14 protein-coding genes and 1 riboswitch are annotated in these 15,210 nt (G+C 61.1%); of the genes, 11 read left to right on the top strand and 3 right to left on the bottom strand.

Annotation, left to right across the window (positions count from 1 at the left end):
* Positions 1-34: 34 nt before the first annotated feature.
* Positions 35-367 carry a multidrug efflux SMR transporter gene (locus CKW21_RS00995; RefSeq protein ID WP_095192165.1) on the bottom strand — a complete coding sequence of 111 codons (333 nt, stop codon included), beginning with the start codon at positions 365-367 and terminating at the stop codon, positions 35-37.
* A 103-nt stretch (positions 368-470) separates the two neighbouring features.
* On the opposite strand from CKW21_RS00995, the gene CKW21_RS00990 reads away from it, so the two are divergent.
* Together CKW21_RS00990 and waaA are read left to right on the top strand one after the other, a co-directional pair.
* A complete protein-coding gene (locus CKW21_RS00990) occupies positions 471-1,391 on the top strand; it encodes a LysR family transcriptional regulator (RefSeq protein ID WP_095192164.1) in 921 nt (306 codons plus the stop codon).
* The gene (waaA, locus tag CKW21_RS00985; protein ID WP_095192163.1) at positions 1,384-2,661 is read left to right on the top strand and encodes a lipid IV(A) 3-deoxy-D-manno-octulosonic acid transferase; all 1,278 of its coding nucleotides are present in this window, start codon (positions 1,384-1,386) and stop codon (positions 2,659-2,661) included. The genes CKW21_RS00990 and waaA overlap by 8 nt, the downstream gene beginning before the upstream one ends.
* Before the next feature lie 130 nt (positions 2,662-2,791).
* Here waaA and CKW21_RS00980 read toward each other — a convergent pair whose 3' ends face one another.
* Positions 2,792-4,225, bottom strand: coding sequence for a TolC family outer membrane protein (locus CKW21_RS00980; protein ID WP_095192162.1), 1,434 nt, complete (start codon positions 4,223-4,225; stop codon positions 2,792-2,794).
* 192 nt (positions 4,226-4,417) lie between these two features.
* Positions 4,418-4,523: riboswitch (TPP riboswitch) on the top strand.
* A 162-nt stretch (positions 4,524-4,685) separates the two neighbouring features.
* Here CKW21_RS00980 and thiC point away from each other — a divergent pair.
* On the top strand, positions 4,686-6,575 hold the full coding sequence (gene thiC, locus CKW21_RS00975) for a phosphomethylpyrimidine synthase ThiC (RefSeq protein ID WP_095192161.1): 1,890 nt from the start codon (positions 4,686-4,688) through the stop codon (positions 6,573-6,575).
* 150 nt (positions 6,576-6,725) lie between these two features.
* Complete coding sequence (cytX, locus tag CKW21_RS00970; RefSeq protein ID WP_095192160.1) at positions 6,726-8,018, top strand: putative hydroxymethylpyrimidine transporter CytX; 1,293 nt, start codon at positions 6,726-6,728, stop codon at positions 8,016-8,018.
* On the opposite strand, the gene CKW21_RS00965 is transcribed toward cytX, so the two are convergent.
* On the bottom strand, positions 7,987-8,733 hold the full coding sequence (locus tag CKW21_RS00965) for an RsiV family protein (protein WP_095192159.1): 747 nt from the start codon (positions 8,731-8,733) through the stop codon (positions 7,987-7,989). The genes cytX and CKW21_RS00965 overlap by 32 nt on opposite strands.
* A gap of 213 nt (positions 8,734-8,946) precedes the next feature.
* Here CKW21_RS00965 and CKW21_RS00960 point away from each other — a divergent pair, with 213 nt between their 5' ends.
* The 7 genes from CKW21_RS00960 to CKW21_RS00930 all read left to right on the top strand — a co-directional run bounded on the left by CKW21_RS00960 (position 8,947) and on the right by CKW21_RS00930 (position 15,206).
* Positions 8,947-9,564: an NUDIX domain-containing protein gene (locus CKW21_RS00960; protein ID WP_095192158.1), complete on the top strand. Its 618-nt coding sequence runs from the start codon at positions 8,947-8,949 to the stop codon at positions 9,562-9,564.
* Positions 9,555-10,007: a DUF1249 domain-containing protein gene (locus CKW21_RS00955; protein ID WP_095192157.1), complete on the top strand. Its 453-nt coding sequence runs from the start codon at positions 9,555-9,557 to the stop codon at positions 10,005-10,007. The genes CKW21_RS00960 and CKW21_RS00955 overlap by 10 nt, the downstream gene beginning before the upstream one ends.
* Positions 10,008-10,111: 104 nt before the next feature.
* Positions 10,112-10,927 (top strand): 3',5'-cyclic-AMP phosphodiesterase, encoded by an 816-nt coding sequence (gene cpdA / locus CKW21_RS00950; RefSeq protein ID WP_095192471.1) that lies wholly within the window; start codon positions 10,112-10,114, stop codon positions 10,925-10,927.
* A 179-nt stretch (positions 10,928-11,106) separates the two neighbouring features.
* Positions 11,107-11,715: a YqiA/YcfP family alpha/beta fold hydrolase gene (locus CKW21_RS00945; protein ID WP_095192156.1), complete on the top strand. Its 609-nt coding sequence runs from the start codon at positions 11,107-11,109 to the stop codon at positions 11,713-11,715.
* 76 nt (positions 11,716-11,791) lie between these two features.
* On the top strand, positions 11,792-13,696 hold the full coding sequence (gene parE / locus CKW21_RS00940; protein WP_095192155.1) for a DNA topoisomerase IV subunit B: 1,905 nt from the start codon (positions 11,792-11,794) through the stop codon (positions 13,694-13,696).
* Positions 13,696-14,685 carry an esterase-like activity of phytase family protein gene (locus CKW21_RS00935; protein WP_095192154.1) on the top strand — a complete coding sequence of 330 codons (990 nt, stop codon included), beginning with the start codon at positions 13,696-13,698 and terminating at the stop codon, positions 14,683-14,685. The genes parE and CKW21_RS00935 overlap by 1 nt, the downstream gene beginning before the upstream one ends.
* Complete coding sequence (locus CKW21_RS00930; RefSeq protein WP_095192153.1) at positions 14,682-15,206, top strand: TIGR02281 family clan AA aspartic protease; 525 nt, start codon at positions 14,682-14,684, stop codon at positions 15,204-15,206. Before CKW21_RS00935 ends, CKW21_RS00930 begins: the two co-directional genes overlap by 4 nt.
* Positions 15,207-15,210: the final 4 nt, after the last annotated feature.

Genomic DNA, 15,210 nt, shown 5'->3' with positions numbered 1-15,210 from the left:
CTTGCAGCTTGTGGCTTGCAGCTTACAACTGCTTTCAGTGCCCTGCTGTTTTGGAGAAGAGCTGGATGACCACGACGCCCAATACGATGAGCGCCATCCCCATCATCGCCGGCACATCCAGCTTCTGCCCGTAGATAAACAGCGCCGCGACGCTGACCATCACGATGCCCATGCCGGCCCACACCGCATAAGCCACGCCCACCGGCACACTGCGCACCACCAGGGTCAGCATCCAGAAGGCAATGCCGTAACCGACGATGACCAACAGCAGTGGCAGCGGGGTGCTGAAGCCCTTGACCGCTTTCATCGAAACAGTGGCAATCACTTCGGCGCAGATGGCTATGGCCAGGTAGTAGTAAGCGGTCATGGGTCAATCCTCGTGTGAAGTGCTGCTTTCTAAGGTCGGCATTTTAGAGGCTCTTCAGATGCGGTAAAGTCATTACCTATCTGCTATTAAGATGGGTTGATCCATGAACATGCAATGGAATCTGGAGCAGTTGCGCCTGTTTGTCAGCGTGGCCGAGCAACGGTCGTTTTCCGCCGTGGCACGGGAGCAGCGCAAGGCGCAATCGGCGGTCAGCAGTGCGATCGCGTTGCTGGAGGAAGACCTGGGCGTGAGCCTGTTCGACCGCAGCAGCGGCCGTCAGCCGAAACTCACCGAGGCCGGCAATGCCTTGCTGGACGAGGCGCGGGAAGTGCTACGCCAGTGCGAGCGCCTCAATGGCCGGGCATTGGCGATGATGCGCGGACAGGAGGCCCGCCTGCGTCTGGCCCAGGATGAGGCGATGCCTTATCAACCGATCATCGAAAGCTTCGAGGCGCTGGCCGAGCGCTTTCCCAGTCTTGAAGTGCAATTGACCAGCGCCGCCCAGGGCGAGGTCGCACGCAAGCTGGTGGAGCGCCGCGCCGATCTGGGCTTGCTGTTTTTTCATGATCAGATTCCCGAAGCACTGGAGCGGCGCGTGCTCGGCAGTGTGGAAATGGTCACCGTCTGTGGTGTTGATCATCCGTTGGCCAGGCAGGCACAAGTCGATTGCCAGCAACTGGCACAACATCGTCAATTGCTGATGTCGACCCAGTCCAGCATTTACCCCGGCAGCGAACCGGCCAGCCCGCAAGTCTGGCGTGCGGACAGTTTCTACGTGATGGCTGAATGGCTGGTGCGCGGCCTCGGTTGGGCCTGGCTGCCGCGCCATGTGGTGCAGTACCCGACCTATCACGGGCAGATGGTCGAACTGAGCAGCGAATGGACCCCGCCAGCCTTGGTGGTGGAACTGGTCTGGCGTCGCGATGAACCACTCGGCCCGGCGGCGCGCTGGCTGGCGGAACGATTTGCCGTGCACTTGCAGGCGATCGGCGAAAAAACCGATAAACTCCGCCGCCATGAATAGAACTCTCTACACCGCGTTGTTTTACCTGGGGCTGCCATTGGTGGCGATTCGGCTGTGGCTGCGGGCGCGCAAGGCGCCGGCCTATGCCAAACGCATTGGCGAGCGTTTTTCCTACGGGATACCGACGATGAAACCGGGCGGTCTCTGGGTGCACGCAGTGTCCGTGGGCGAAAGCATTGCCGCCGCGCCGATGATTCGCGCCTTGCTGCAACGTTATCCACAGCTGCCGATCACCGTGACCTGCATGACGCCAACCGGCTCGGAGCGTATCCAGGCGTTGTTCGCTAATGAACCGCGCATTCAGCACTGTTACCTGCCTTATGACTTGCCGTGCGCGGCGAAACGCTTCCTCGATCAGGTGCGGCCGAAACTGGCAGTGATTATGGAAACCGAGCTCTGGCCCAACCACATCCATCAATGTGCCCAGCGTGGAATTCCCGTGGCCCTGGCCAATGCCCGATTGTCCGAGCGCTCGGCCAAAGGCTACGGTCGCTTCAGTAAGCTAACCGGGCCGATGCTCGCCGAGATGAGTTTGTTCGCGGTGCAGACAGAAGCAGAGGCCCAACGTTTTCGTGCGTTGGGCGCGCGGGCTGAAACCGTCGAAGTCACCGGTTCGATCAAGTTCGATCTGACCATCGACCCGCAGCTGTTGCAGCGTGCCGCCGAGTTGCGCGGGCAATGGCAGGCGCAGGAGCGCCCGGTATGGATCGCCGCCAGTACGCACGACGGCGAAGACGAAGTGGTGTTGGCCGCCCATCGCCAGTTGCTGGCGAGCCATCCCGATACCTTGCTGATTCTGGTGCCGCGTCATCCAGAACGCTTCAATCCGGTGTTCGAGTTGTGCCGTCAGCAGGGGTTTGCCACGGTCCGGCGCTCCAGTAGCGAGCCAGTCACCGCCAACATTTCGGTGCTGCTGGGCGACACCATGGGCGAACTGCTATTTCTCTATGCCTTGGCCGACAGCGCGTTCGTCGGCGGCAGCCTGGTGCCCAACGGCGGGCATAACCTGCTGGAACCGGCGGCACTGGCCAAACCGGTGCTCAGTGGTCCGCATCTGTTCAACTTCCTCGAAATCGCCGCGCAGTTGCGCAGCGCCGGGGCGTTGCAGGAAGTGGAAGATGCCGACGGATTGGCCCTGGCGGTGCAGCGTCTGTTCGAGCTGCCACGGGATGCGCAGCGTATGGCGGAGGCGGGCTTGAGGGTGATGCGCACCAATCAGGGCGCGTTGCAGCGGTTGCTGGATGGGTTAGGGCGGTTGATCGACCGCTGATTGGTAAGCCTGAATCCCTTGTAGGAGCGAGCTCTGCTCGCGATGGTCGTCAACGATAACGCTGGCAGCCTGACACCCCGTGGCGCTCTCGGGGTCATCGCGAGCAGAGCTCGCTCCTACAGGGAACGCATCAGGGTCTGGCTTTGAGTTGTTCGGCTGCTGCCTTGGCCAGATCCGGTGGCAGGAAGTCCTTGTCCGGGTTGTAGTCAGGCTTGAGCCAGCGCGCCAGATCCTGCAAGTCCCCCGGGTTCAACGTGCCGGCCTGTTGTTTCAAGCGCAAGTTGTCGAGGATGTAGTCGTAGCGGGTGTTGTTGTAGTCACGCACGGAGTTGTACAGCGAACGCTGCGCATCCAGCACGTCGACGATGTTTCGTGTTCCCACCTGATAACCGATTTCGGTCGCTTCCACCGCACTCTGGTTGGAGATGATCGACTGTTTGCGCGCCTGCACCTGCTCGACATCGGTGTTCACCGCACGATGCAGGTCGCGGGTGTTCTCCACGATTTGCCGGCGCAGGGATTCGCGTTGCTGCTCGGTCTGGTCCAGCTGGGCGTACGACTGCCGTACCTGGGAATTGATCAGGCCGCCGCTGTAGATCGGAATGTTCAGTTGCAGTCCGATCGACGATTGTTCGACGTCACCCTTGTACGGCACGCCGAAGGCGCTAGGGTTGCTGAAACCCAGCGCATCGTTGTCGCCCTTCTCGTACCTGGCCACGGCATCGACGGTCGGCGCATGACCGGCCTTGCGCTGTTTGAGGGTTTGTTCGGCGGCGCTGACCGCGTAGTTGCTGGCCAGCAAATTAAGGTTCTGTCTGGCCGCTGTTTCAACCCAGGCCTTGGCGTCATTCGGTGCCGGCGGCAGGATCGGCAGATTGTGGCTGATGCCCTGGATCGAGTTGTAGCGTCGATTGGTCAGGGTGACCAGGGCTTCGAAGGCATCATCCACCTGGCGCTGCGCGACGATGCGGTTGGCCCGGGCGGTGTCATAGCTGGCTTGTGAGTTCAGTACGTCGGTCTTGTCCGAGAGACCGACATCGAAGCGCTCGTTGGATTGATCGAGCTGGCGCTTGAATGCCGCTTCTTCGGCCTTGGTCGAAGCCAGGTTGTCCTGGCTGCGCAGCACGTTGAAGTAGCTGTCGGCAGTTTGCAGGATCAGGTTTTGCTCGGTCGCCGAGAGTTGCAGGGCGGCCTGTTCGTTCACATCCTTGGCCGCCTGGAACTGGAACCAGCGGTCGGCACGGAACAGCGGCTGCGCCAGGGTGGCCTGGTAGGAATGAGCATTGCGGTTGGCGGTGGCCGAAGGCTGATCGATCGAGGTGCGAACGCTGGAAACATCGGCGCCACCCGAGAGATTGGGCAGCAGCCCGGCACGGGCCTGAGGCACAACTTCTTTTTGCGCGCCATATTGGGCAATGGCGGCGGCGAGGTCGGCGTTGTTGTCGACCGCTTCCTGATAGACGCTGACCAGGTCGGTTTTGGTCGATAAGGGCGCTTCTGCTGCCCAGGCCATTCCATTGGACGCACAAGACACGGCAACGGCCAGTGAGAGTTTGCGCAGCATGAGGCGATCCCTGAAAATTACACTGATAATTTGAGCGCCAAGGCTACGGCGCGGCACCTGCAGCGTCAATGCGCAGCTGGGCCGTTGCGAGTGTAGTAGCGCACTCGCCTCGCAACAATCCTGTAATTGCGCCATTCATCATGGTGTTTGCAGCGGTGTTGGCGTTCTTGATCAGTTGTGTCTAGACTGGCCACGTTCTTGTCGGGGTGCCTTGCTATGAGGCTGAGATCGAATAATTTCGGATCCCGTTGAACCTGATCAGGTTAGCGCCTGCGTAGGGAACAAGATTTCTCGTCACCCGGCGAGTCCTCTTGTGCTTCGTCCGGGATGTTGTTCGACAATCGAACACCCCTCGAGCACTGAGCACAGCACAGCTGGTTACCCAGCTCACGTGCGTCCATTCGTTACAGGTTCGCTCCGACAAAATTCCACTGCCTGGATGCTGTCTGGAGAGCCCGTGATGACCATAAAAGCAAAAATCGCCACCAACCTGAGTGACTCGGCCAAGGTCGATCAGCAGTCGGTTCAGCCGTTTACCCGCTCGCAAAAAATCTATGTTCAGGGCACCCGTCCCGACATCCGCGTGCCGATGCGTGAAATCAGCCTCGACGTGACGCCGACCGACTTCGGCGGTGAAGTTAACGCACCGGTGGTGGTGTACGACACCTCTGGCCCGTACACCGACCCCAACGTGATTATCGACGTGCGCAAAGGCCTGGCCGACGTGCGCTCGCCGTGGATCGAAGCCCGTGGCGACACCGAACGCCTGAGCGGCCTGAGCTCGAACTTCGGCCAGGAGCGCCTCGCCGATCCGGAGCTGACCAAGCTGCGTTTCGCTCACGTCAACAACCCGCGCCGCGCCAAGCCCGGGGCCAACGTCAGCCAGATGCATTACGCGCGCAAAGGCATCATTACCGCCGAGATGGAATACGTCGCCATCCGCGAAAACATGAAGCTGGAAGTGGCCCGCGCCGCCGGCCTGCTGGATCAGCAACACGCCGGTCACAGTTTCGGCGCCAGCGTGCCGAAAATCATTACACCCGAATTCGTCCGTGACGAGATCGCCCGCGGTCGCGCGATCATTCCGGCCAACATCAACCACACCGAACTGGAACCGATGATCATCGGCCGTAACTTCCTGGTGAAGATCAACGGCAACATCGGCAACAGCGCCCTGGGCTCGTCCATCGAAGAAGAAGTGGCGAAACTGACCTGGGGTATCCGTTGGGGTTCGGACACGGTCATGGACCTGTCTACCGGCAAGCATATTCACGAAACCCGCGAGTGGATCATCCGCAACTCGCCGGTGCCGATCGGCACCGTACCGATCTACCAGGCCCTGGAAAAAGTCGGCGGCGTGGCCGAAGACCTGACCTGGGAGCTGTTCCGCGACACGCTGATCGAGCAGGCCGAGCAGGGCGTCGACTACTTCACCATCCACGCCGGCGTGTTGCTGCGCTACGTGCCGATGACTGCCAAGCGCGTAACCGGCATCGTTTCCCGTGGCGGTTCGATCATGGCCAAGTGGTGCCTGGCGCACCACAAAGAGAACTTCCTCTACACCCATTTCGAAGACATCTGCGAAATCATGAAGGCCTACGACGTCAGCTTCTCGCTGGGCGATGGCCTGCGTCCGGGCTCGATTGCCGACGCCAACGACGAAGCGCAGTTCGGCGAACTGGAAACCCTCGGTGAACTGACCAAGATCGCCTGGAAGCACGACGTGCAATGCATGATCGAAGGCCCGGGCCACGTGCCGATGCAGTTGATCAAAGAGAACATGGACAAGCAGCTCGAGTGCTGCGAAGAGGCGCCGTTCTACACCCTCGGCCCGCTGACCACCGACATTGCGCCGGGCTACGACCACATCACCTCCGGCATCGGCGCGGCGATGATCGGCTGGTTCGGTTGCGCCATGCTCTGCTACGTAACGCCCAAGGAGCACCTGGGTCTGCCGAACAAGGATGACGTGAAGACCGGGATCATCACCTACAAGATCGCCGCGCATGCCGCCGATCTGGCGAAGGGCCATCCGGGCGCGCAGATCCGCGACAATGCCCTGAGCAAGGCGCGTTTCGAATTCCGCTGGGAAGACCAGTTCAACCTGGGCCTTGATCCGGACACCGCTCGTTCGTATCACGATGAAACCCTGCCGAAGGATTCGGCCAAGGTCGCGCACTTCTGCTCCATGTGCGGGCCGAAATTCTGCTCGATGAAAATCACCCAGGAAGTCCGTGAATATGCGGCCAACCAACGGATCGAAGCGGTCGACGTGGACGTCGCCCAGGGCATGGCCGAACAGGCCGAGCGCTTCAAGCAGGAAGGCAGTCAGCTGTACCAGAAAGTTTGATCTGACCTGAAAGGGTGGGGCCTGCACGGGCCCCATCGCCAGCAGGCTGGCTCCCACATTGGATCTGTGCGTTCACATGTCCCCTGTGGGAGCCAGCCTGCTGGTGATAGCGACCTACACAACAACAAATGTCCCTCTGAGATAACACCCTTGAGCATTCAACCCAGCACTTATTCCCCCGATATCGCGGTGCCGATCGACAAGCGAGTCTTCGGTGGGCGCGATCTGTTTTCCCTGTGGTTCTCCCTCGGCATCGGCCTGATGGTCCTGCAGACTGGCGCCTTGCTTGCGCCTGGCCTGGGGCTGTCGGGCTCGTTGCTGGCGATTTTCCTCGGCACGCTGGTCGGCGTTCTGCTGCTGGCCTCGGTCGGCGTGATCGGCAGTGACACCGGCCTGTCGTCGATGGCTGCGCTCAAGCTCAGCCTGGGTGCCAAGGGCGCGAGCCTGCCGGCGGTGCTGAACCTGCTGCAGCTGATCGGCTGGGGCTCATTTGAAATCATCGTCATGCGCGATGCCGCCAGCCTGCTGGGCGCACGTGCCTTCAGCGAAGGCAGCCTGATGTCCAGCCCGGTGCTGTGGACGCTGTTCTTCGGTGCATTGGCGACCTTGCTGGCCGTCAGCGGTCCGTTGACCTTCGTGCGGCAGATCCTGCGCAAGTGGGGCATCTGGCTGCTGTTGGCCGCGTGCATCTGGCTGACCTGGAATCTGTTCGCCAAGGCAGACCTGGCGGCGTTGTGGGCGCAGGCCGGTGACGGTTCGATGCCGTTCGCCGTGGGCTTTGACATCGCCATTGCCATGCCGCTGTCGTGGCTGCCGCTGATTGCCGACTACTCGCGTTTCGGCAAACGGGCGAAAAACGTCTTCGGTGGCACCGCCATCGGTTTCTTTATCGGCAATTTCTGGCTGATGAGCCTGGGCGTGGCCTACACCCTGGCGTTTGCGCCGAGCGGTGAAGTCAATGCCTTGCTATTGGCGTTGGCCGGTGCCGGCCTGGGAATTCCGCTGCTGCTGATTCTGCTGGATGAATCGGAAAACGCCTTTGCCGATATTCACTCGGCTGCGGTGTCCAGCGGGATTCTGTTGCGCTTGAAGGTCGAACACCTGGCGCTGGCTATCGGTGTGGTCTGCACCTTGATCGCCTTGCTGGCGCCTTTGGCCCAGTACCAGAACTTCCTGTTGTTGATCGGTTCGGTGTTCGCGCCGCTGTTCGGCGTCGTGCTGGTGGATCACTTCATCCTGCGCAAACGCAGTGGCCAAGTGGCGTCAGCCGCGTTGCGCTGGCCGGCACTGCTCGCCTGGCTGGGCGGGATCAGTACCTATCATCTGCTGGCCAATCTGTATCCGGATGTCGGTGCAACCCTGCCGGCGCTGGTCCTGGCAGGGCTGCTGCAGCTTGTGCTGGGTCGTGCCTTCAGTTACGGCCGGGAAACAGCTCGGGCTTGATGATGCCGTTCAGGCGAGGGTAGGGGATCTTCAGCTCGACATGGCCCAGCGCGTAAGGCGCGATGCTGCTGGTTTCGTACTTGAGGATCACCCCGCCATAGGTCAGCGCCACGTTCTGGGTTTTCTGGAATGGCCAGCTCTTCACGAACTCCGGTTCCTGATCGAGCTTGGTGCTGATCAGCCAGCTGTTGTGCGCCACCTGCGCCGCTTTCCAGAAGGCATCTTCCTGCCCCGGCACCAGCATGTCCGACAGCGTCAGCACTTTATGCTGCTGGCGTGAATAGTTGATGAAACCTCGACCCGGCGTGCCATGGGCGCCGCCGGTGTCCAGGTAGCTGGACAATTCGATGATCACCAAGCCGTCATGCTGCTCGCGTACTTTCGCTTGCAGATAACTGCTGTTGCGCGGTCCGGCGGTGCGCAAAAACTGATCGCGATACGCCGCCAGCGTCGGCGCAACCGGGGCGTCGGGCGAGGTGCGGGTCATTTGCAGCAGGCGTTTCTCGATGATGCCGTCCAGTTGTGGCTCATCAGGGAATCGCAGCGTGTCGATATTCACCAGTGGGCAGTCCTGGTCCTTGCAACCCGGTTTCAGCTGTTCGCTGGCATCGCGGGTGGTTTCCAGCGGCACTCGATAGTTGGGCTGGAACAGGCTCTGGCAGGCACCCAGGGTGAGGGCGATAGCGGCCATGGAGGCGATTTTAAAAAGCGACATGGGTGTCCTTCATAAAACAGGGAAAGGCAAAAAGTTACCCGCTTCGACTCTCAACGGAGCAGTCAGTTCGCCACTAAGCTAATTAGAGTGGGTTTCGCCCTCACCGTCTATCCCGCTGACGGGAAAGTGGCTGCATCAAACGTCGCGGGCGCGTTAGGATGGCGCGAAGTCGAGGCAGGAGCCTCGTGTGGGATGTGAAACAAGAGGATTGTCATGACTGATTTTGCCAACGCCATTCCGACCGCCGTCGATATCGTTCGGCGCGAAAAGTGCTTCGAGGGCTTCTACAAGCTCGATCGCGTGCACTTGCGTCACGAATTGTTCGCCGGGGGCATGAGTCGTGAAATCCATCGTGAATTGTTTGTCCGTCACGATGCCGTGTGCATGCTGCCTTACGATCCACAGCGCGACGAAGTGGTGCTGATCGAGCAGTTTCGCGTCGGCGCCATGGGCAAGACCGCCAACCCATGGCTGATCGAACTGGTCGCCGGTCTGATCGACAAGGATGAACAACCGGAAGAAGTTGCTCACCGCGAAGCGCAGGAGGAAGCTGGGCTTGTGATCGGGGCGCTGTGGCCGATGACCAAGTATTTTCCATCGCCGGGCGGCAGCAACGAGTTCGTGCATTTGTACCTGGGGCGCTGCGACAGTAACGGGGTCGGCGGGCTGCATGGGCTGGAGGAAGAAGCAGAAGATATCCGCGTAACGGTGTGGGCCTTTGAAGATGCCCTGCAAGCCGTACGCGACGGACGTATTGCCAACGCGGCCAGCATCATTGCCTTGCAGTGGCTGGCTTTGAATCGCGTTGAAGTGAGGGGGTTATGGTCGTAAACAAGCTGCGCGATCGCTATCGGGTGGATCTGGTGGGGCTGCAAGCATCCTGCGAGGCGAACTACGCGCGCCTGATGCGATTGCTGCCGGACATGCGCAGCGAGCCGGCGGCGCGGCGCATTGCCGTGACCCATGGCGACCAGATGCTCGGCGTGCTGGCGCTGGAAGTGCTGCAAGTTTGCCCGTACACCACTACCCTGCAAGTTCGCCAGGAACACAGCTTGCCATGGCTGCCTGTGCCACAGCTGGAAGTTCAGGTCTACCACGACGCCTGCATGGCCGAAGTGGTCAGCGCCGAGCACGCGCGGCGCTTTCGCGGCATCTATCCTTACCCGAACGCCTCGATGCACCAGCCCGACGAGAAGGCCCAGTTGAACATGTTTCTGGGCGAGTGGCTGAGCCATTGCCTGGCGTTGGGGTATGAGTACGAAGTCGTCCGTTAACGTTCTTGTGAACTGCGTCAGGTTCACGGATTCCCCTTTTCGATCATCCCCCAGCATAATTGCGCCATTCCTTCATTCCCGTGATCATGCCCTGGGAGAACGCCTTGCCGAGCGCATCCACATTGACCACCGCCGATCCGGCGTTGCTGGTGCAACTTTCCGACAGCCATCTGTTTGCCGAGGCGGACGGTACGTTGCTGGGCATGAACACCCGCGATAGCCTGCAAAAGGTCATCGAGCTGGTGCGCGCGCAGCAACCCCGCATCGATCTGATCCTGGCTACCGGGGATCTGTCCCAGGACGGCACGCTGGAGTCCTATCAGCAGTTTCGCGACTTGACCCGACAGCTCGATGCACCGTCGCGCTGGATTCCCGGTAATCATGACGAGCCGCGGATCATGGCTGAGGCCGCAGTGCAAAGCGCTTTGCTGGAACCGGTAGTGGATATCGGAAATTGGCGGGTCACGCTGCTCGATTCGGCTGTGCCAGGCTCGGTGCCGGGCTATTTGCAGGACGAACAATTGCAGTTGTTGGCGCGCTCGTTGAGTGAAGCGCCGCAGCGACATCATCTGGTGTGTTTCCATCACCATCCGGTTTCGATCGGTTGTGCCTGGATGGAGCCGATAGGGCTGCGCAATCCCGATGCGTTGTTTGCGGTGCTGGATCGTTTTCCACAGGTGCGCGCGGTGTTGTGGGGGCATGTGCATCAGGAAATCGATCAATTGCGTAACGACGTGCGTCTGATCGCTTCGCCGTCGACCTGCATCCAGTTCGAACCGGGCAGCGAGGATTTCAAGGTCGGCGAGCAGGCGCCGGGGTATCGCTGGCTGCGGTTGTTGCCGGACGGGCGGCTGGAAACCGGGGTGGAGCGGGTCGTCGGGTTCGATTTCACGGTGGATTACGGTTCTAACGGCTACTGAAAGACCGAGTCGCGGCCTTCGCGAGCAGGCTCGCTCCCACAGGGATTTGTGAACGACGTAGAACCTGTGTGGGAGCGAGCCTGCTCGCGAATGGTGCGGCTCGAATTGCGCATGTATCCCCGATTCCCCCGGCACCCTGTAAACTCCCTCCTTCTTTACCCGACGCACAGGGAGTCCAAATGTCCGGCTCGATCCTTTATATCCACGGTTTCAACAGCGCGCCTGCCTCAAAAAAGGCCACTCAGTTGAGCGAAGTGATGGAGCGACTGGGCTTGAGCGATCATCTGCGCGTACCCGCCCTGCATCACCATCCCCGCAAGGCCATCGGCCAACTGGAGCAGGCGATTGCCGAGCTCGGTCGGCCATTGCTGGTCGGCAGCTCGCTCGGCGGCTACTATGCGACTCACCTGGCCGAGCGCCATGGCCTGAAAGCCTTGTTGATCAACCCTGCCGTCAGTCCGCACCGGATGTTCGACGGATTTCTGGGAACCCAGAAAAACCTGTATACCGATGAGGCCTGGGAACTGACCCACGACCATGTGACGGCCCTGGCCGAGCTGGAAGTGCCGGCGCCGCAGGATCCGCATCGCTATCAGGTGTGGTTGCAGACCGGGGACGAAACGCTGGACTATCGCCTCGCCCAGCAGTATTACCGGGCCTGCGCCTTGCGTATCCAGGCCGGCGGCGACCATGGTTTCCAGGGATTTGCCGCACAGCTGCCGGCGATGCTGAGTTTTGCCGGCATTGGCGCAGATGTGTATCAGGCGATTGATTTCACCGCACTCTGATTTCACGGCGACAATGCCCTTTTTGTACTGAACCTTTTTTACTGAACAGCTTTTCACTGAAGGACGACGAGACCCCATGGCCACTCCCAGCGCTAGCTCTTATAACGCCGACGCCATCGAAGTCCTCTCGGGCCTCGACCCGGTGCGTAAACGCCCCGGCATGTACACCGACACCAGCCGGCCGAACCACCTCGCCCAGGAAGTCATCGACAACAGTGTCGACGAAGCGCTGGCCGGACATGCCAAATCGGTACAGGTCATCCTGCACGCCGATCACTCGCTGGAAGTCAGCGATGACGGCCGTGGCATGCCAGTGGATATTCACCCGGAAGAAGGCGTGTCGGGCGTCGAACTGATCCTCACCAAACTTCACGCGGGCGGCAAGTTTTCCAACAAGAACTACCAGTTCTCCGGCGGTCTGCACGGGGTGGGTATCTCGGTGGTCAACGCCTTGTCGACCGAAGTCCGGGTGCGCGTAAAGCGTGACGGCAACGAGTACCAGATGACCTTCGCCGATGGCTTCAAGGCCAGCGAACTGGAAATCGTCGGCACCGTCGGCAAGCGCAACACCGGCACCAGCGTGTTCTTCGCCCCGGATCCGAAATACTTCGACTCACCGAAGTTTTCCATCAGCCGCCTCAAGCACGTGCTCAAGGCCAAGGCCGTGTTGTGCCCTGGCCTGTTGGTCAGCTTCGAAGACAAAGGCACCGGCGAGAAGGTCGAGTGGCATTACGAAGACGGCCTGCGCTCCTACCTGGTGGACGCAGTCAGCGAGTTCGAACGCCTGCCGGACGAACCGTTCTGCGGCAGCCTGGCCGGTAACAAGGAAGCGGTGGACTGGGCCTTGCTGTGGCTGCCGGAAGGTGGCGACGCGGTGCAGGAAAGCTACGTCAACCTGATCCCGACCGCCCAGGGCGGCACCCATGTCAACGGTCTGCGTCAGGGTCTGCTCGACGCCATGCGCGAGTTCTGCGAATTCCGCAGCCTGTTGCCGCGCGGTGTGAAGCTGGCGCCGGAAGACGTCTGGGAGCGCGTCGCTTTCGTGCTGTCGATGAAGATGCAGGAACCGCAATTCTCCGGCCAGACCAAGGAACGTCTATCGTCCCGCGAGGCGGCGGCGTTCGTTTCCGGTGTGGTCAAGGACGCCTTCAGCCTGTGGCTCAACGCCCACCCGGAAACCGGCCTGCTGCTGGCCGAACTGGCGATCAACAACGCCGGTCGTCGTCTGAAGGCCAGCAAGAAAGTCGAGCGCAAGCGCATCACCCAAGGGCCGGCGTTGCCGGGCAAGCTCGCCGATTGCGCCGGGCAGGACCCGATGCGTTCCGAACTGTTCCTGGTGGAAGGTGATTCCGCCGGTGGTTCGGCCAAGCAAGCGCGGGATAAAGAGTTCCAGGCGATCCTGCCGTTGCGCGGCAAGATCCTCAACACCTGGGAAGTCGACGGCAGCGAAGTGCTGGCCAGCCAGGAAGTGCACAACATTGCCGTGGCCATCGGCGTCGATCCGGGCGCGGCGGACATGAGCCAACTGCGCTACGGCAAGATCTGCATCCTTGCCGACGCCGACTCCGACGGTCTGCACATCGCCACCTTGCTCTGTGCCTTGTTCGTCCAGCATTTCCGTGCACTGGTCGATGCCGGTCACGTGTATGTCGCCATGCCGCCGCTGTACCGCATCGACCTGGGCAAGGAGATCTATTACGCCCTGGACGAAGCCGAGCGCGACGGGATTCTCGATCGCCTGGTGGCCGAGAAGAAACGCGGCAAGCCACAGGTCACCCGATTCAAAGGCCTGGGTGAAATGAATCCGCCGCAGTTGCGTGAAACCACCATGGACCCGAACACCCGGCGGTTGGTGCAACTGACGCTGGATGATTTCGAGGCGACCTCGGAAATCATGGACATGCTGCTGGCGAAAAAACGCGCCGGCGACCGCAAGACCTGGCTGGAGTCCAAGGGCAACCTGGCCGAGGTTCTGGGCTGATGCGTCTGGGCTTTGCCCTGGCGTGTGCGTTGCTGCTGACCTCGATCACGGTGTCTGCCGAGCCGACACCGCAACTGCGCCTGTTGTCCGAGCATGCCATCGAAGGCATGCGCGGCGGCAACCTGTCCGGGCTGGCCCAGTGCGGCAACGAGTTGTGGACGGTGTCCGACCGTGACGATGACCAGATCTACCGTCTCCAAACCGGTGGCAACGTCTGGCAAGCTGAAGCGGTCGGCATCGGCATACCTCCGGTGCCCGACAGCGGTTTGCCCTGGGGCTTGCGTTCTCGTGCCTGGGTGGCGTCGTTCGTGCGCGGTGGTGACCTGGATTTCGAAGGCATCACCTGCGACAGTGCGGGGAACCGTTACGTGGTCAGCGAATCCCACGGGGCCGTGCTGCAAGTTCCGCCAACGGGGCCGACGTCCTGGTTGAAGATTTCGCCGCTCATGGTTCGCGAAGCGCGGGCCAGTGGCATGCTGTTGCGCTTCAATGCGCTGTTCGAAGGCCTGGCGATCAATCCTGAAGGTGACCAGCTGTGGTTGGCCGCCGAACGTGACAGTCGCGGGTTGCTGCTGATCAAGCGCAAGCAAAGCGTCTGGGACTGCGATGGCGGCTGTGTGCTGCTGAGCGAGGCCGGAAAAGAAATGCAACCTGCACAGTTTCCCCGAGCCCGGGCAATGCCCCGGGATTTTGCCGATCTGTCGTTGTTCAACGGCAAGCTCTTTACCCTTGAGCGCAACGTGTTCGAGATTTGTCGCCGTGACGCGGTGACAGCGAAGGTCGAGCGCTGCTGGTCGTATGCCGACGAGGCTTTGCAGGAAAATCGCCGTTATCCGCAGGACTATGGCCTGGCGGAAGCGTTGGTCGTGGACGCCGAGGGCGCCTGGATTGGTATCGACAACAACACCGGAGCCCGCGCCGATGGCGAGGTCCGTCCGATCGTCTGGCGCTTTGCCGCACCTGACGGTGGCTGGAGCGCCAAGCCGTGAGTCAGCAAACGCCAGGAAAACGTGCCGGACGGGTATTGATGGTGCTGGCCTGGTGCGCAGCGCTGTTTCTGGCGACGCGTTTCTTTGGCCAATGGGAGCAGCGGCAGCAAAATCCCAACGCTGTGATCAGCTCGCAGCAGGGCGACGGCTTTGTCGAAGTGAAACTGCTCGGCAATGCCCAAGGGCATTTTGTCGCCAGCGGCCAGATCAACGGTCAGCCGGTGGACTTCATGCTCGACACCGGGGCGACCGATGTAGCGATTCCGGCAGAGCTGGCCAAGCGCTTGAAGCTCGAAGAAGGTTTCGGTGTGACCCTGAGCACGGCCAATGGCCTGAGCCAGGGCTATCGCACCCGTATCGAACGCCTGCAACTGGGCGACATCGTGTTGCGGGACGTCCGCGCACTGGTGGCGCCGGGCCTGCATGGCGATCAGGTGCTGCTCGGCATGAGCGCGCTGAACAAACTTGAATTTACCCAGCGCGGTGGCACCATGCTGCTGCGCCAGACAACGAACCGATGAGGCC

The organism is Pseudomonas sp. Irchel 3A7, assembly GCF_900187565.1.
GTDB lineage: Bacteria > Pseudomonadota > Gammaproteobacteria > Pseudomonadales > Pseudomonadaceae > Aquipseudomonas.
The sequence above is the reverse complement of the archived record's forward strand: the minus strand, read 5'-3'. Positions and strand labels throughout refer to the sequence as shown.